This window comes from Salmonella sp. HY31 (genome assembly GCF_042604575.1).
GTDB lineage: Bacteria > Pseudomonadota > Gammaproteobacteria > Enterobacterales > Enterobacteriaceae > Salmonella > Salmonella diarizonae.
Genome location: NZ_CP170479.1, coordinates 736,337 through 753,690 on the forward strand (window position 1 = coordinate 736,337; position 17,354 = coordinate 753,690).

General features: G+C 53.5%; 17 protein-coding genes. 6 read left to right on the plus strand and 11 right to left on the minus strand.

Features of this window, described 5'->3' with window-relative positions:
• The first annotated feature begins 9 nt into the window (after positions 1–9).
• Genes ACE15A_RS03440 through ACE15A_RS03450 form a run of 3 tightly spaced genes read left to right on the plus strand, consistent with a single transcriptional unit; the run spans position 10 to position 2,519 of the window.
• A complete protein-coding gene (locus ACE15A_RS03440; protein ID WP_053507664.1) occupies positions 10–1,950 on the plus strand; it encodes a BglG family transcription antiterminator in 1,941 nt (646 codons plus the stop codon).
• A gap of 52 nt (positions 1,951–2,002) precedes the next feature.
• On the plus strand, positions 2,003–2,245 hold the full coding sequence (locus ACE15A_RS03445) for a type II toxin-antitoxin system RelB/DinJ family antitoxin (RefSeq protein WP_023182636.1): 243 nt from the start codon (positions 2,003–2,005) through the stop codon (positions 2,243–2,245).
• Positions 2,235–2,519: a type II toxin-antitoxin system RelE/ParE family toxin gene (locus tag ACE15A_RS03450; RefSeq protein ID WP_000220584.1), complete on the plus strand. Its 285-nt coding sequence runs from the start codon at positions 2,235–2,237 to the stop codon at positions 2,517–2,519. Before ACE15A_RS03445 ends, ACE15A_RS03450 begins: the two co-directional genes overlap by 11 nt.
• Positions 2,520–2,528: 9 nt before the next feature.
• Here the strand turns inward: ACE15A_RS03450 and nrdG are convergent, their stop codons facing one another.
• The 5 genes from nrdG to treR form a co-directional block, all read right to left on the minus strand.
• On the minus strand, positions 2,529–2,993 hold the full coding sequence (gene nrdG / locus ACE15A_RS03455; protein ID WP_023248625.1) for an anaerobic ribonucleoside-triphosphate reductase-activating protein: 465 nt from the start codon (positions 2,991–2,993) through the stop codon (positions 2,529–2,531).
• 184 nt (positions 2,994–3,177) lie between these two features.
• The gene (nrdD, locus tag ACE15A_RS03460; protein WP_053507663.1) at positions 3,178–5,316 is read right to left on the minus strand and encodes an anaerobic ribonucleoside-triphosphate reductase; all 2,139 of its coding nucleotides are present in this window, start codon (positions 5,314–5,316) and stop codon (positions 3,178–3,180) included.
• 409 nt (positions 5,317–5,725) lie between these two features.
• A complete protein-coding gene (treC, locus tag ACE15A_RS03465; RefSeq protein ID WP_053507662.1) occupies positions 5,726–7,378 on the minus strand; it encodes an alpha,alpha-phosphotrehalase in 1,653 nt (550 codons plus the stop codon).
• Between the two features lie 49 nt (positions 7,379–7,427).
• Positions 7,428–8,846 (minus strand): PTS trehalose transporter subunit IIBC, encoded by a 1,419-nt coding sequence (gene treB / locus ACE15A_RS03470; RefSeq protein WP_053507661.1) that lies wholly within the window; start codon positions 8,844–8,846, stop codon positions 7,428–7,430.
• A gap of 137 nt (positions 8,847–8,983) precedes the next feature.
• Positions 8,984–9,931, minus strand: a complete 948-nt coding sequence (treR, locus tag ACE15A_RS03475; protein WP_053507705.1) for a trehalose operon repressor TreR — start codon at positions 9,929–9,931, stop codon at positions 8,984–8,986.
• Between the two features lie 189 nt (positions 9,932–10,120).
• On the opposite strand from treR, the gene mgtL reads away from it, so the two are divergent.
• Positions 10,121–10,174, plus strand: a complete 54-nt coding sequence (mgtL, locus tag ACE15A_RS03480) for a mgtA regulatory leader peptide MgtL (RefSeq protein ID WP_375731013.1) — start codon at positions 10,121–10,123, stop codon at positions 10,172–10,174.
• A gap of 140 nt (positions 10,175–10,314) precedes the next feature.
• Positions 10,315–13,023 (plus strand): magnesium-translocating P-type ATPase, encoded by a 2,709-nt coding sequence (gene mgtA, locus ACE15A_RS03485; protein ID WP_053507704.1) that lies wholly within the window; start codon positions 10,315–10,317, stop codon positions 13,021–13,023.
• 88 nt (positions 13,024–13,111) lie between these two features.
• On the opposite strand, the gene ridA is transcribed toward mgtA, so the two are convergent.
• The 4 genes from ridA to pyrL all read right to left on the minus strand — a co-directional run bounded on the left by ridA (position 13,112) and on the right by pyrL (position 15,151).
• On the minus strand, positions 13,112–13,498 hold the full coding sequence (gene ridA, locus ACE15A_RS03490) for a 2-iminobutanoate/2-iminopropanoate deaminase (RefSeq protein ID WP_000047540.1): 387 nt from the start codon (positions 13,496–13,498) through the stop codon (positions 13,112–13,114).
• Between the two features lie 106 nt (positions 13,499–13,604).
• Positions 13,605–14,066 carry an aspartate carbamoyltransferase regulatory subunit gene (pyrI, locus tag ACE15A_RS03495; protein ID WP_000148565.1) on the minus strand — a complete coding sequence of 154 codons (462 nt, stop codon included), beginning with the start codon at positions 14,064–14,066 and terminating at the stop codon, positions 13,605–13,607.
• 12 nt (positions 14,067–14,078) lie between these two features.
• Positions 14,079–15,014, minus strand: coding sequence for an aspartate carbamoyltransferase (gene pyrB / locus ACE15A_RS03500; protein ID WP_023248618.1), 936 nt, complete (start codon positions 15,012–15,014; stop codon positions 14,079–14,081).
• A 35-nt stretch (positions 15,015–15,049) separates the two neighbouring features.
• On the minus strand, positions 15,050–15,151 hold the full coding sequence (gene pyrL, locus ACE15A_RS03505) for a pyr operon leader peptide (protein WP_000249504.1): 102 nt from the start codon (positions 15,149–15,151) through the stop codon (positions 15,050–15,052).
• On the opposite strand from pyrL, the gene ACE15A_RS03510 reads away from it, so the two are divergent.
• Positions 15,131–15,271, plus strand: coding sequence for a hypothetical protein (locus ACE15A_RS03510; protein WP_001541415.1), 141 nt, complete (start codon positions 15,131–15,133; stop codon positions 15,269–15,271). The genes pyrL and ACE15A_RS03510 overlap by 21 nt on opposite strands.
• On the opposite strand, the gene ACE15A_RS03515 is transcribed toward ACE15A_RS03510, so the two are convergent.
• Both ACE15A_RS03515 and ACE15A_RS03520 read right to left on the minus strand, forming a co-directional pair.
• A complete protein-coding gene (locus ACE15A_RS03515) occupies positions 15,241–15,729 on the minus strand; it encodes an arginine repressor (RefSeq protein ID WP_023248617.1) in 489 nt (162 codons plus the stop codon). The genes ACE15A_RS03510 and ACE15A_RS03515 overlap by 31 nt on opposite strands.
• A 180-nt stretch (positions 15,730–15,909) precedes the next feature.
• Positions 15,910–17,313, minus strand: coding sequence for a YfcC family protein (locus ACE15A_RS03520; protein WP_023248615.1), 1,404 nt, complete (start codon positions 17,311–17,313; stop codon positions 15,910–15,912).
• Between the last annotated feature and the right edge of the window lie 41 nt (positions 17,314–17,354).

Below are 17,354 nucleotides of genomic sequence, written 5' to 3' on the forward strand. Positions count from 1 at the left end.
GAGAGAGACGTGCGATTCCCCAACCAACGTTTAGCGCAGCTATTTGCGATGCTGCAAAACGAGACGCTGCCGCAGGACGAGCTGGCGCAGCGGTTGTCGGTCTCCACGCGGACCGTTCGGGCGGATATCGCCGCGCTGAACATGTTGCTGACGCCGCATGGCGCGCAATTTACTCTCAGCCGCGGCAACGGGTATCAGCTCAAAATTGATGATCCGGCACGTTATCAATCCCTGCAAACGCAGCAATCTCCCGCGCTGGCGCGCGGTCCGCGCACCAGCCAGGAGCGGATACACTATTTGCTGGCGCGTTTTTTAACCTCCGCCTTCTCGCTGAAGCTGGAGGATTTAGCAGATGAATGGTTCGTCAGCCGTGCGACGCTGCAGAACGACATGGCGGACGTGCGCGAGTATTTGCTGCGTTATCATCTGACGCTGGAAACGCGTCCGCGTCATGGCATGAAACTGTTTGGCGGAGAGATGGCGATTCGCGCCTGCCTGACCGATCTTTTATGGACGCTGGCGCAGCAGGAGCCGTCTCATCCGTTAATCGTTGATACCACGCTGAACACCGATGTGTCTCAACGGCTGCGGTCTCTTTTGCCGGATATTTTCTCTCATTTTCAAATTCGCCTGACCGATGAGGGCGAGCTGTTTCTGCGTTTATACTGCGCGGTGGCGGTACGGCGTATTGGCGAGGGTTATCCGTTATCGGAATGCGTGGCGGAGGAAGTGGATGAAAAGGTGCGCTATGCGGCGCATGAGATTGCGGAGCTACTACAACAACTGGCCGACAAGCCGCTGTCGGAGCCGGAAGTAAGCTGGCTGAAGGTGCATATTGCCGCCCGCCAGGTACAGGAGATTGCCCCCAGCGCCATTAATGCCGATGATGAAGAGGCGCTGGTGCACTATATCCTCAATTTTATTAATACCCAGTACAACTATAACCTGTTGAATGATAAACAGCTTCATGCGGACTTGCTGACCCACATCAAAACGATGATTACCCGCGTGCGCTACCAGATCATGATCCCCAACCCACTACTGGAAAATATTAAGCAGCACTATCCGATGGCGTGGGATATGACGCTGGCGGCGATATCGAGTTGGGGAAAATACACGCCGTATACCATTAGCGAAAACGAAATCGGTTTTCTGGTGCTGCATATTGGCGTTGGGCTGGAACGTAGTTACAACATTGGCTACCAGCGGCAGCCGCAGGTACTGCTGGTGTGTGACGCCGGTAATGCGATGGTGCGGATGATTGAAGCGGTACTGGCGCGGAAATACCCGCAGATTGAGATTGCCCGCACTCTGACGCTACGCGATTATGAGGCGCGGGAAAGTATTGTGGAGGATTTTGTGATTTCCACGGCGCGGATCGGCGAAAAAGATAAACCGGTCATTATGATCGCGCCTTTTCCCACCGACTATCAATTGGAACAGATCGGTAAGCTGGTGCTGGTGGACAGAACCCGTCCGTGGATGCTGGATAAATATTTCGATGCCTCGCATTTTCGCATCGTGGAAGGGGAAATAGATCAACAGACGCTGTTTAAAACGTTGTGCGATCAGTTACACGAGGAAGGCTTTGTTGATGCGGCGTTTCTCGATTCGGTTATTGAACGTGAAGCTATTGTCAGTACGTTATTAGGCGACGGGATTGCCTTGCCGCACGCGCTGGGGCTGTTGGCGAAGAAAACGGTGGTTTATACGGTGCTCGCGCCGCAAGGAATTGTCTGGGGTGACGAAACGGCGCACGTTATTTTTTTACTCGCCATCAGCAAAAGCGAATATGAAGAGGCGATGGCTATCTACGATATTTTCGTCACGTTTCTACGCGAACGCGCCATGACGCGCCTCTGCGCATGTCAGAATTTTACGCAATTTAAAACGGTGGCGATGGAGTGCGTGAGGCCGCTTTTGAGAGGCGTTTTCCAGAATCGAATGTAATACATATGTAATGCTATAATGCATTACAATAATATTATGCTCTGGAGACATAATGGCCACACTTAACGTCCGTTTGGATGACAAACTCAAAAACGAGGCTTATGCCGTGCTGGAAAAACTCAATATTACCCCCACAGAAGCTGTCCGGCTGTTGTTTCAATATGTGGCGGAAAACGGGCGTATGCCTGTTAAAACCGTTACGATTAGCGACAGCGAAGACGCATTGCTACAGACAGTCCGGGAACGACTGGCTAACCCACAGAAAGGAATCAGAGTTAGTCTGGATGACCTATGAGCTGGAGTTTGATCCACGCGCGCTAAAAGAGTGGCAAAAGCTGGGTGAAACGGTAAAAAAACAGTTCCGCAAGAAACTTGTCGACGTGTTGTCAAATCCGCGGGTTGAGTCTGCGCGGCTGCGTGAACTGCCAGATTGCTACAAAATCAAGCTGAAGACCTCAGGCTATCGTTTAGTGTATCAGGTGCAGGACGACGTGGTATTGGTGGTGGTGATTGCTATCGGCAAGAGAGAGAAATCGGCCGTTTATCGCCAGGCAGACAAACGGCTTTAGAACGCTGGACTAACGAAGGTGATGCACCACCTGGTTGCTGCTGCCGCGCCAGATAAGCGCAGGGTCTTTCAGATCCTGGACAAATTTACCGTCCACCAGCACGTTGATAATATTTACCACCTGCATCTGCGCGGCGTTGAGTTCATCAAGCTTGTAGCCAGTCCATACCCAGATATCCTTCCCGGGACACTCGGCGCGAATACGTTGTACCAGCGTCAGGATATCCGGCACGTTTTGCGGATGGAGCGGATCGCCGCCGGAAAGCGAGATCCCCTGGCGTTTAATCCGTGTATCGTTCAGATCGTGAATGATCCGATCTTCCATCTCTTTGGTGAACGGCTGGCCGGAATTAAGCCGCCAGGTGCTTTTGTTATAGCAGCCTGGGCATTCATGCACGCATCCTGACACAAACAGGGTGCAGCGAGTGCCGGGGCCGTTAACGATATCGACGGGGTAATATTGGTGAAATCTCATTTTTGCTTCTCATCCGCTTATCAATTCGCGCCATAGCTGCGTTAGCTGCATTCATGCGCCCGAGTCACTTACTCATGTAAGCTCCCCGGGACCCACTCATTTGCTGCCTTGCTATGACGTGAATTGCGTTGCGGAAAAAATGGCCCGAAAAGCGTCGCATCGCCAGGCAATAATACTGTCGAAATTAACCTATCTGCCCGTTGCCTAAATGCTTAACGCGGCGCTTCACTTCTTCCTGTTTGCCGGCGTTAAACGGACGTGCATCCGGGCTGCCTAAATAACCGCACACGCGGCGGGTGACCGACACGCGAGACGCGTCGTGGTTGCCGCATTTCGGGCAGGTGAAGCCTTTACTGGTGCACTCGAACTCACCGGTAAAGCCGCACTCGTAGCATTCATCGATCGGCGTGTTGGTGCCGTAATACGGTACGTGCTGATAGCTGTAATCCCAGACATCTTCCAGCGCTTTCAGGTTATGCTGAATGTTCGGGTATTCGCCGTAGCAAATGAAACCGCCGTTCGCCAGCGGCGGATACGGTGCTTCGAAATCGATTTTGTCGTACGGATTGACCTTTTTCTCCACGTCGAGGTGGAAGCTGTTGGTGTAGTAACCTTTATCGGTTACGCCCGGCACCACGCCGAACTCGGCGGTATCCAGACGACAGAAGCGGTCACAGAGGTTTTCGCTTGGCGTGCTGTACAGGCTGAAGCCATAGCCGGTCTCTTCTTTCCACTGATCCACGGCCTGGCGCAGACGCTCCACAATCGCGATGCCTTTAGCGCGAAGCTGCTCGCTGTCGTACAGGTGTTCGCCGCCGAACAGCGCGTTAATGGTTTCATGGATACCAATGTAGCCCAGAGAGATGGACGCACGACCATTTTTAAAGATTTCAGATACATCGTCGTCCGCTTTCAGCCGCACGCCGCAGGCGCCTTCCATATACAGGATAGGCGCGACGCGGGCTTTCACGCCTTCAAGGCGGGCGATACGGGTCATCAGCGCCTTCCGCGCCAGCGCCAGACGCTCATCCAGCAGTTTCCAGAATGCGGTTTCGTCGCCTTTTGCTTCCAGCGCGATGCGCGGCAGGTTAAGGCTAATCACGCCCAGGTTGTTACGCCCGTCGTGGATCTGCTCGCCGTTTTCGTTTTCCCACACGCCGAGGAAGCTGCGGCAGCCCATTGGCGTTTTGAACGAACCGGTGACTTTGACCACCTGATCGTAGTTGAGGATGTCCGGATACATGCGCTTGCTCGCGCACTCCAGCGCCAGTTGTTTAATGTCGTAGTTCGGATCGCCAAACTTGTGGTTCAGACCGTCGCGGATGGCGAAGACCAGTTTCGGGAACACGGCGGTTTTGCGATTTTTACCCAGACCGGCGATACGGTTACGCAAAATAGACGCCTGGATCAGACGCGACTCCCAACTGGTGCCGAGGCCAAAACCAAAGGTCACGAAAGGCGTCTGGCCGTTAGCGGTGTGCAGCGTGTTAACTTCGTACTCCAGCGACTGGAAGGCGTCGTAGCACTCTTTTTCGGTACGGGAGCGCGCATACCCTTCGGCATCCGGAATCTGCCACTCCGCGGCGGTTTGACGATGTTTATTGAAGCTGGCGGTAACAAACGGCGCCAGTACTTCATCAATCCGGTTAATCGTGGTGCCGCCATAAATATGGCTGGCAACCTGAGCGATAATCTGCGCGGTAACGGCAGTGGCGGTGGAGATAGATTTTGGCGGTTCGATCTCGGCGTTACCCATCTTAAAGCCCTGGGTCAACATGCCTTTCAGGTCGATCAACATACAGTTGAACATCGGGAAGAACGGCGAATAGTCGAGATCGTGATAGTGGATATCGCCGCGCTCATGCGCTTGCACTACGTCACGCGGCAGCAGGTGCTGGCGGGCATAGTGTTTGGCGACAATCCCGGCCAGCAAATCACGCTGGGTTGGAATGACTTTACTGTCTTTGTTGGCGTTTTCATTGAGCAACGCAGAGTTAGTTTGCTCGACCAGGCCGCGAATCTCCTGGTTCAGACGACCACGCTTTTCACGCTGGATGTCGCGATCGTGACGGTATTCGATGTAGGCGCGGGCAAGCTGTTTGTACGGGCCGGACATCAGTTGGTTTTCAACCGCAGTCTGGATCTCGTTAATATCGACCTGACTGCGCGCGTTCATTTGGCTGCTAACGACTTCTGCGACGGTGGCACAGTAATCTGCGTCATCGACTCCCGCTGCTTTAGCTGCACGTAGAATGGCTTCTTTAATGCGCTCTGATTTGAATGGCACTTTACAGCCATCTCGTTTCATCACATGCGGTGTCATGATCACTCCATATTTATAAGAACAGGTTATCCACAGAGGCCGGGGAAGCCATACCAGGTTTATTCATCTCTTTTCCAATGACTTCCCGCAATCCTGACCCAGGTTATCCACAATTCACCTTGTATCGGGTGAACGGGTGTTGTAGCAATTGTAGTCAATTAATACAATATATTGGGTCGGCGTGCATTTTAAAGTCTATATGTAGTGATTTGCATCAAGGATGTTTGCAATTTTATTGACGTAGAACAAGGTAAAAATCAGAGCGTACAGATGGCGGGCACTGTAGCGTTTGTAAAGGATAGCAAGAAAAATCTGATTAATTATTCAACAAAAACAGTAAGGTAAGTTGGAGCAATGTCGCAGTCCGTGTCAATAGGACTGCGGCGTTTATCCGTATAGGGACGTCGTGCTAGCGTTGTAACCACCAGATGGCTTCAAATGGGCGGAGCGTCATCGTGGCTGGCTGGCTGGCGACCTCGCCATAATTGTGCAGTAGCGCCTGCCACTGTCCTTTGATATGCGGCGGATGCCACTCCTGACACTGATCGCTCAGATTGGCAATGACCAGCAGAGTTTGCCCTTGCCATTGGCGGCGATAACACCATACCGATGGGCTATCCGGGAGGAGATCCTGATAATCGCCCCAGATCAGTACAGGCTGTGTTTTACGCAGCGAGATCAGTTTTTGATAGGTGTAGAACACCGAGTTTTCATCGCTCAATGCCGCCGCGACATTAACCTCCGCATAGTTATCACACAGGTTTATCCACGGCTCGCCCTGGGTGAAACCGGCGTTTTTAGCGTTGTCCCACTGCATCGGCGTGCGGCTGTTGTCGCGGGATTTACTGGCCAGGATAGCCAGCAGTTCGTCGGGGTCGCGCCCGGCGGCGCGTAGCGCGGCAAACATGTTATGGCTTTCCACGTCGCGATAATCGGTGATACGGGTAAAGCGCGGGTTGGTCATGCCGATTTCTTCGCCCTGATAGATATAAGGCGTCCCTTGCATACCGTGCAGCGCCATCGCCAGCATTTTCGCGGCCGGAATCCGGTATTCACCCTCGTCACCAAAGCGGGAAACGATGCGCGGCTGATCGTGATTACACCAGAATAACGCGTTCCAGGCGACGTTATGCATCCCCTGTTGCCAGTGGCGGAACAACGCTTTCAGCGCCACATAATCAGGTTTTGCCAGCGTCCACTTTTCGCCATTGGGGTAATCCACCTTCAGATGATGAAAATTGAAGGTCATCGAGAGTTCGTTGCCGCTAAGCGCGGCATATTGCTGGCAGTTTTCCAGGGTGGTAGAGGACATTTCGCCTACCGTCATCAGATTACGCGGCGTAAAAACGTCACGGTTCATTTCGCGTAAAAACGCATGCGCGCGCGGTCCGTCGGTATAAAAACGGCGTCCGTCGCCCGCCGGATCGTCAGGAAAATCTTGATCTTTGGCGATCAGATTCACTACGTCCAGACGCAGGCCATCCACGCCGCGATCGGCCCAGAATTCACAGACCTTTTTCAGCTCGGCGCGCACGGCGGGGTTTTCCCAGTTCAGGTCGGCCTGCTCAGGCGCGAAAAGGTGTAAATAATACTGTTCGCTCTGGCTATGCCAGCGCCAGGCGCTACCACCAAATTTGGATTGCCAGTTATTCGGGCAGACATCTGGTGTACCATCGCGCCAGATGTAAAACTGACGGTATGGACTCTCTTTGTTCAGCGCGTCGCGAAACCAGGCATGCTGGGTAGAAGTATGGTTAAACACCATATCCAGGATGATGCGAATACCGCGTGCTTTCGCCTGCGCGACCAGCTCGTCAAAATCATCCAGAGTGCCGTAGGTCGGGTCGATAGCCGTATAATTTGCGACGTCATAACCGTTATCCACCTGCGGTGAGATATAAAACGGCGTGAGCCAGATGGCATCCACGCCGAGTCGCTGTAGATAGTCAAGGCGCTGCGTGACGCCGCGTAAATCGCCGGTGCCGCTGCCGGTCGTGTCCTGAAAACTTTTCGGGTAGATCTGATAAATAACGCCGTTTTGCCACCAGAGGGGAATAGTCATTGTAGTTTCCTGCAAGTGCGTTGGGGCGCAACTGCGCCCCGAAGAAGAATTAGACAATTTGTAATGTGCCCTGACGATGCTTACGCTGATAGATAAAGGTGGTCAGAATCATCGGGATAACGATCGCGATAACCATCGCCATGCCGTACACCTGCCAGTAGCGCGGCGGTATAGACAGGATGCCCGGCAGGCCGCCCACGCCGATACCGTTAGCGATGACGCCGTTCAGGCCGCAGAGCAGTCCCGCCAGACCAGAGCCTATCATCGCGCACAGCATCGGAAAACGATACTTCAGGTTGATACCGTACATCGCCGGTTCGGTTACGCCAAGATAAGCGGAAATGGCGGCAGGAACGGAGATCTCGCGTTCATTGTGTTTACGGCTGGAGATGATGATGCCCACCACGGCGGAGGCCTGCGCGATATTCGACAGCGCAATCAGCGGCCAGACTGGCGTACCGCCCATGCTCTGGACCATCTGCATATCGATAGCGAGCGTTGTCTGGTGGACGCCGGTAATGACCAACGGGGCATACAGGAAGCCGAACAGCGCCGCGCCTATCGGGGCGAAACTGCCGGTCATCAGATAACGTACCGCAAAGGCCACGCCGTCGCCGATCATACGGCCAAAGGGACCGATAAAGGTATGGGCGAGAAAGACGGCCAGTATCAACGAACAGACCGGGACGACGACCAGGTAGAGATAATTCGGCACGATGCGCTTCAACCGTGTTTCAATAAACCCAAGCGCCAGCCCTGCCAGTAGCGCCGGGATAACCTGCGCCTGGTAGCCCACTTTCTCAATGCTAAACAAGCCGAAGTTCCAGACGTCCGGCGTTTGCTGGCCCAGCAGATACGCATTCATCAACTGCGGCGACACCAGCGTCACGCCGAGGACGATACCGAGAATCGGCGTACCGCCCATTTTTTTCACCGCCGACCAGCAGATCCCCACCGGCAGATAGAAGAAGATCGCTTCGCCGATCAACCATAAAAAATCATAAAGCGTTTTTAACGTCGGATGCATCTGCGCCAGCGTTTGGCCGTTGCTCATCGGCACATCGCCGATCACGTTACGAAAGCCTAAGATCAAACCGCCGCTGATCAACGCCGGTAGTAGCGGAAAGAAGATCTCCGCGAAGTGGGAAATTAACTGTTCATGCCACTTCATGTTCTGGCGAGCGGCTTTTTTTGCCTGCTCTTTATCGGCATGCGCTTTGCCGGTAGTGTCCAGCAGTGCTTTGTAGTAATCGCCAACGTCGGTGCCGATCACCACCTGAAACTGCCCGGCGTTGGTGAAACAGCCTTTAACCATCGGCAGTTGTTCGATCTCTTTTGGCCTGGCGTTTGTTGGCTGGTGGAGCACAAAGCGCAGGCGAGTAATGCAGTGGCTCACCGTGGCGATATTATCGCGCCCGCCGACCCGTTCAATCAGCCGGTCGATATCGGCTTGTTTTACTTTGCTCATCGTAAAGCCTCATGACAGAGGAGGTATGTTATTGGTTGGCGCAAGAGTATCTATTCAACGTTTGTTTAAGAATGGGAACGTTCCCGAAATGCGGCGACGATCACAAATTACTCATGGTATTCGGTTTAATTAGCCATTCAGGCGAGGGTAGAAGGAATGACGATCCGGCGCGGTTCGCAGCGGCCATTGATCTGTTCGATCAACTGCGAAGCCGCCTGTCGTCCGGCTTCAGCATAGCCAGGATCGACGGTGACGATCTCCGGGTGCAGGAATTTCATCAGCGGCGTGTTCCCGACGCTTGCCAGTTGCAGCGTCTCAATACGTTGCTCCTGTAAATACTTACTAGCGCCCAGCGCCAGCGTATCGGTGGCACAGACTAACGCGGTGGTATCCGGCATGATGACGCTTGCCGTATGGTCATAGCCCTGTTTCATGGCAAGACCGGGCAGGGCGGCGACGGGATGAAGTTTATGTTTTTTGCAAAACGCCAGGTATGCGTCATGCCGACGTTTGCCGGTCGTAACGTCGCTATGGGGAACGCCCAGAAAGCTAATGTTGCGGTGTCCCTGCTCATACAGCCGCTGCATGAGGATATGAATCGCGCCCTCGTCGTCGTAACAGACGGAGGCAAAACCTTTCGCATCTCTTGCCAGCAGCACCAGCGAGGCTTTCCAGGGGGCGATCAGCTCTTCTGTGATGCTGGTAAAGCCAAACAGCACCACGCCATCGATATTGCGTCGTCTGAGCATTCCCAGATGTTCCGCTACCAGCGTTGATGAGAACTGACTTTCCATCATAATAGGGTCGTAGCCCTGCTCATAAAACGCAGGCAGCATGGTCTGAACTGCAAGGTTTTCAGACAACGAATCGAGGCGAGTGACGATAATAGCGACCACTTTATCGCTTTGCCCCCGCATCGCACGGGCGGAGCGGGACGGGGAGAAACCGTGCTGATTCATCACCGCTTCGACACGCTCGCGGGTACGTTCGCTTACGCCGCTTTCATTGTTAAGCACGCGGGAAACGGTTGATTTCCCTACGCCGCTCAGGCGGGCGATGTCTTTGATAGTGAGCCGATGTTGCATCCTGTTTTCCCGTAGCGTGACGTTGGTGGTGATAAAAAGAGTAACTTTACTCAAGCGAAGGACAATGGGCAAAGTCTGGTTTATAGTTGGTTTAATTACGTAACGGTACGATACCGCCATAATTGCCACAAAACTTATGGATTTATGCGTATAATCCGCGACGCAGATCATTCACTTACCGGAGGCGACATGGACCCTGAACCCCCCCCTCTCCCGCGATGGAGAATTTTCCTTTTCCGGTAAGCCTGCCTCTGCTGTCTTACCGGTTTGTAAGACAGTGACACGATAACGTCCCTGTTTTTATTTAAAAATTGCTCATCGGGCAAGGCTTTGCCGTGCCTGAAGAATTTTCTGCGCCTGACTTCGGCGCGGAGGGATTACCTATGCTAAAAACCATTACCCGCCAGCTTTTTGCCCGGCTTAATCGTCATTTGCCTTATCGTCTGGTTCACCGCGATCCGCTGCCTGGTGCGCAAACCGTCGTAAACGCGACTATCCCGCCTTCGCTGAGCGAGCGCTGTCTGAAAGTCGCGGTAATGGAGCAGGAGACTCTCTGGCGCGTCTTTGATACGCACCCGGAGGGATTAAACGCCGCCGAGGTGACGCGCGCGCGTGAAAAGTATGGTGAAAACCGCCTTCCCGCACAGAAACCCTCGCCGTGGTGGGTGCATCTGTGGGTATGCTATCGCAATCCTTTCAACATCTTACTCACGATTCTTGGCGGCATTTCTTATGCCACGGAGGATCTGTTTGCCGCAGGCGTTATCGCCCTGATGGTCTGTATCTCAACGCTGCTGAATTTTGTGCAGGAAGCGCGCTCGACGAAAGCGGCGGATGCGCTAAAAGCGATGGTCAGCAATACCGCTACCGTACTGCGGGTTATTAATGAAAATGGCGAAAACGGCTGGCTGGAATTACCCATCGATCAACTGGTGCCCGGCGATATTATTAAGCTGGCGGCGGGAGATATGATCCCGGCGGATTTACGGATTATCCAGGGGCGCGATTTGTTTGTCGCCCAGGCGTCGCTGACCGGCGAGTCTCTGCCGGTCGAGAAAGTCGCCACGACCCGCGAGCCCCGGCAAAATAATCCGCTTGAGCGCGACACGCTGTGCTTTATGGGAACGAACGTGGTGAGCGGAACGGCGCAGGCCATGGTGATGGCGACTGGCGCCGACACCTGGTTTGGTCAATTGGCGGGTCGCGTTTCGGAACAAGATAACGAGCAGAACGCTTTCCAGAAAGGGATTAGCCGCGTCAGTATGTTGCTGATCCGCTTTATGCTGGTCATGGCGCCGGTAGTGCTGATTATTAATGGTTACACGAAAGGTGATTGGTGGGAAGCGGCGCTATTTGCGTTCTCGGTCGCGGTAGGGCTAACCCCGGAAATGTTACCGATGATCGTCACCTCCACCCTGGCGCGCGGGGCGGTGAAGCTATCGAAACAGAAAGTTATCGTGAAGCACCTTGACGCGATTCAGAACTTCGGCGCGATGGATATTCTGTGCACCGATAAAACCGGCACTCTGACGCAGGACAAAATTGTGCTGGAGAATCATACGGATATTTCCGGTAAGCCCAGCGAGCATGTACTGCATTGCGCCTGGCTGAACAGCCATTATCAGACCGGTCTAAAAAATTTACTGGATACGGCGGTCCTGGAGGGAGTAGACGAAACCGCCGCGCGTCAGCTCTCCGGACGCTGGCAGAAAATCGATGAGATCCCTTTTGATTTTGAGCGTCGCCGGATGTCGGTGGTGGTCGCCGAAGACTCTCACGTGCATCAACTGGTCTGTAAAGGCGCGTTACAGGAGATCCTGAACGTGTGTACCCAGGTGCGTCACAACGGCGATATTGTGCCGTTGGACGACAATATGCTGCGCCGAGTGAAACGCGTTACCGACACGCTGAACCGTCAGGGGCTACGCGTGGTCGCCGTCGCAACCAAATACCTGCCTGCGCGTGAGGGCGATTACCAGCGTATCGATGAGTCTGACCTGATTCTGGAAGGGTATATCGCTTTTCTCGATCCGCCAAAAGAGACCACTGCGCCGGCGCTGAAAGCGCTGAAAGCGAGCGGGATTACGGTGAAAATTCTCACCGGCGACAGCGAGCTGGTGGCGGCGAAAGTCTGTCATGAAGTCGGGCTGGATGCAGGCGATGTCGTCATCGGCAGCGATATTGAAGGGTTAAACGACGACGCGCTGGCGGCGCTGGCCGCGCGTACGACGTTGTTTGCGCGTCTGACGCCGATGCATAAAGAGCGCATCGTTACTCTGCTCAAACGTGAGGGGCATGTGGTCGGTTTTATGGGCGACGGGATTAACGATGCCCCGGCGTTGCGGGCGGCGGATATTGGTATCTCGGTAGATGGCGCGGTGGACATCGCCCGTGAAGCGGCCGATATTATCCTGCTGGAAAAGAGCCTGATGGTGCTGGAAGAAGGCGTCATTGAAGGTCGTCGTACTTTTTCTAATATGTTGAAATATATCAAGATGACCGCCAGCTCAAACTTCGGTAACGTGTTTAGCGTGCTGGTGGCGAGCGCCTTTTTGCCGTTCCTGCCGATGCTGCCGCTGCACTTGCTGATTCAAAACCTGCTGTACGATGTATCCCAGGTGGCGATTCCGTTTGATAATGTCGATGAAGAACAAATTCAAAAGCCGCAGCGCTGGAATCCGGCGGATTTGGGGCGCTTTATGGTCTTTTTCGGTCCGATCAGCTCGATTTTCGACATTCTGACATTTTGTCTGATGTGGTGGGTATTTCATGCGAATACGCCAGAAGCGCAAACTTTGTTCCAGTCCGGCTGGTTTGTGGTGGGATTACTGTCGCAAACGCTGATTGTGCATATGATCCGTACCCGTCGTCTGCCGTTTATTCAAAGTCGCGCCGCCTGGCCGCTGATGGCGATGACGTTGTTGGTGATGGTCGTGGGGATCTCATTGCCGTTTTCGCCGCTGGCGTCTTACCTGCAATTGCAGGCGCTGCCGTTAAGCTATTTCCCGTGGCTGATTGCCATTCTGGCTGGATATATGACGTTAACCCAGTTGGTGAAAGGGTTTTACAGCCGACGTTATGGCTGGCAGTAAGCGTCGCAGTATTATGCATTATCGGCCTGGATGGCATACCAGGCCGAATAAGCGATAGCGCCATCCGGCCTCTATCTATAAACGAGCGTTAGCGACGAACAGCGATCGCTTCGATCTCAATTTTTACATCTTTCGGCAGACGCGCGACTTCCACGCAGGAACGCGCCGGGAAGGTGGCGTTGTGCTCGGTGAAGAAAGCTTCGTAGGTGGCGTTGACGGTCGCAAAGTCGTTCAGGTCTTTTACGAATACGGTCGTTTTCACAATGTCGCCTACTTTCAGACCGGCGGCTTCCACGATAGCTTTAACGTTGTCAAGCGACTGACGCGCCTGTGCGGACACGTCTTCCGGTACGCTACCTGTTTTCGGATCAACCGGGATCTGACCGGAAGTGATGATCATGCTGCCAAGATCTACGCCCTGAACGTATGGACCGATAGCTGCGGGTGCATTTTCCGTCGCAATAGTTTTGCTCATGATTTCTCCTGAATTACAGCGGTAAGTAAGGCTGCATCATGTGATTAAGGGATGCAGCCTGATGTCCCGCCATTATAGGGAGCCCGAAATTGTTAACCAACCCCAATTAGTTGGCCAGCACCACATTATGCGAAAACTCTTTTTCACAGTATTTGCATTTGAGGGCGATGTCATTGGCGCGTTTTTTCACTGCAAAGCTGGAGGACACCGGTTCTGCGTGGCTGATGCAGTTGCTGTTCGGGCAAACCAGCACATTATTAATACGCTCCGGCAGGTTGGGGCGTGATTTCCCGACTACGTCGTAGTTGTCGATACGGTTAACGGTGGCCTGCGGCGCGTACAGAGCAAGTTGGTTAACCTGCTCATCGGTGAGGAAGGTGTTTTCTATTTTGATTAAGTCCTTACGCCCCATCTCGCCAGACGGTAGATTCAGGCCGATAGTAATCCGCTGATCGGTCTCGGTCAGTTTAAACAGACTCAGCAGCTTAAAACCTACCTGCGCAGGGATATGGTCAATCACGGTGCCGCATTTAATAGCTTCAACCTGCAGTTTATTATCGTGTGTCATCTCTTTTCTCCCTTACAGACTCAGTTCGCTATTCAGTACCAACGCCAGTAACGCCTGGCGAGCGAAAATACCGTTGCCCGCCTGCTGGAAGTACCAGGCGTGTGGCGTTTTATCCACATCCGTGGTGATTTCATCAATCCGCGGCAGCGGGTGCAGCACTTTCATATTTTCACGCGCGCCGTTCAGGTCGCAGGCGCGTAGAACAAACTGCGCCTTCACATTGGCGTACTCCGACGGGTCGAGACGCTCTTTCTGTACGCGAGTCATATAGAGGATGTCGACTTCGGCCATGACGTCTTCAATAGAACCATGCAGGCTCCAGGCCATCCCTTTTTCATCAAGCATATCCAGAATGTACTGCGGCATCGCCAGAGCGTCCGGCGCGATAAAATAAAAACGGTTGCCGCTAAATTTCGCCAGCGCCTGGGTTAGCGAATGCACGGTACGACCATATTTCAGATCGCCGACCATTGCGATATGCAGGTTATCCAGACGGCCCTGCGTTTCCTGGATGGTAAACAGATCCAACAGGGTCTGCGTGGGGTGCTGGTTCGAACCGTCGCCCGCATTGAGCACCGGTACCTGACCGGAAAACTCAGTCGCCAGACGTGCCGCGCCTTCTTGCGGATGGCGCATCACAATCGCGTCTACGTAAGTGCTAATCACTGAGATCGTGTCGGCTAACGTTTCTCCTTTTTTCCCCAGTGACGTGTTGGCGCTGTCGGAGAAGCCCACTACGCTGGCGCCCAGGCGATGCATTGAGGTTTCAAACGACAGGCGGGTACGCGTGGAGGCTTCGAAAAAGCAGCTGGCGATCACTTTATGTTTCAATAGTTCCGGCTGCGGGTTGGCTTTTAATTTCGCTGCCGTCGCCAGTACCAGATTAAGATCGTCGCGGCTGAGGTCGTTTATGGAAATGATATGTTTTTGATATAGCGGGTTAGCCATGTTTATCTCCTGACGCCTGGACAAAAAAAAGCCCCTCAATTGAGGGGCTTGGTATTGGTTTTCAACGGAAAGAAAAACGGCAGGCCTGCGTCTTTTTTCAGACGCGGTAAGACAGAATGTCGTACACACTGAACCATGCTTCCTCCCGGCAAATTGTCCGCGATTATACTCAGCTCTGTTTTGGGATCAAGCGATTAATGCATGATTTACTCATCGCAAACGGTTCTTATGAATTTAAATTCATTTTAAGTAAATAATTAATTTGTTTATGTACCAGCGCCGTGCGCTTAACGACCCGCGGCGCGACCCAGACAATACTGCTACCGGCAACGACGCCGAGAATTTCCGGCAATGCGTGGTAATCCAGAATCCTTGCGACGGCGCGGCCATAGCCTGCCGCCGTGTGGATAAGGATAAATTCGCTATTATGTTCAATGCTGACCACCATTTCGGCTATTGAACGTCCGGCATCCGGCGAGGGACGCTGCTGGGGATTTACGGAATAAATCTTTTGTCCCTTCGTATTTCTGATTTTTATTGCGCCAAGCAGCTTGAGCAGGCGCGAAACCGTAGACTGACTGATACCTTCAAAACCCTCATTTTGTAAATCGCGGCGAATCTCCTCCTGGGACAGATAACTTTTTTCGCTAATCAGGCGCTGACAAACCGCCAGTTGCTGCTGTTCTTTGGCGGAGTAATCATCGTATTCCTTCATAAATGCACCTTATCTTTATTATTGATATCAACGGACTGGCGAAATTCATCACATTTGTCACATTGATTACGGATCAATCGGGCGGTTTTGCAGGAAAATGAGAAGCCGATCAAAAAAGGAGACGGTGTGCCTGATGGCGCAGCGCTTATCAGCCAGCCCTGTCGTCGCCATCCGGCACCGTTACATCATCGCTCCGATGCTCAGCACCGCCATATTCAGCAATGTCAGGATCAGCAACAGCGGCGCGACCCATTTCAGATAGCGGACATAGGGAACACGCGCGATCGCCAGTCCACCCATCACCACGGCGGAGGTGGGGGTAATCAGGTTCACAATCCCGGAAGCCGACTGGTAGGCTGTTACGACCAAATCTCGCTGTACGTGGGCAAAATCCGCTAACGGCGCCATAATGGGCATCGTCAATACGGCAAGACCGGAAGAGGAGGGCACCAGGAAGGAGAGCAGTACTTCCAGCCAGTAGGTTACGTTAATGAAAATGATTGTAGAGAGACCGGAAACCAGATTTTCCGCGCTGTGCAAAATGGTGTGGGTAATCATACCGTTGTCCATGACCACTACAATGCCGCGCGCGATACCGATAATTAGCGCTACGCCGAGCAAATCCCGCGCGCCGTCGATAAAGGTGCTGGTGAACGCTTCCTCACCCATCCGCGTTATCACGCCAACGATAATCGCCGCCGCCAGAAAGACGCCGGAAATTTCCGCCATCCACCAACCGAGTACCGCCACGCCGTAAATCATCACCGCGAAAGAGGCGGCGAAGATCAGCAGCACCCATTTACGGGTAGCCGTAAACTCCAACAGAGTATTGGAGCGATTGCCGAGAAAATGGGCGCGGTTCTCCTCCATTTTATCCGCTACGATGGAAAGCTCAGGATGAGCGCGTACTTTGCGCGCATAGCGCATTACCCAGACTACGCAAATCACGTAGCCCACGATAAGCAACAGAACACGCATCAGCATTCCCTGGGTAAACGGGATGCCAGCGGCGTTGGCGGCAATCACCGTGGCGAAAGGGTTAATGGTCGAACCGAGCGTGCCTATCCCCGCGCCGAGCAGTACGGTCGCCGCCGCCACCAACGGATCGAAGCGGGCCGCCATCATGACCGGTACCAGCAGCGTGTAGAAGGGCAGCGACTCCTCCGCCATGCCATAGATAGTGCCGCCTGCGGCGAACAAAGCCATCAGAATGGGGATCATCCACTCCTCTTTGCCGTTGAGCCTGACCGTTACCCGCTCGATACCGGCATCAATCGCCCCCGTTTTATTTACCACGCCCAGAAAACCGCCGATAATCAAGACGAACAGCGCAACGTCAATGGCGCCGGCGGTGTAGGTTTCGTGGTTATAGAGGCCGTCAATTGGCGCCAGTAAAACGGCGGTAATCCCTTGCGGATGCGCGTCAACGGGCGCATACGTTCCTGCCACCGGCACCTCTTTTCCCAGCGTGGCGTTCATCGCCATTTGATATTTTCCCGCTGGCACAATCCAGGTCATCACCGCGACCAGGGCAATAAGAATAAACAGGATGGTATAAGCGGTGGGAAATTTAAATTTACCCATGATGTTCTCTCCTGATATCACGGATATGCGCCGCGAGGGCG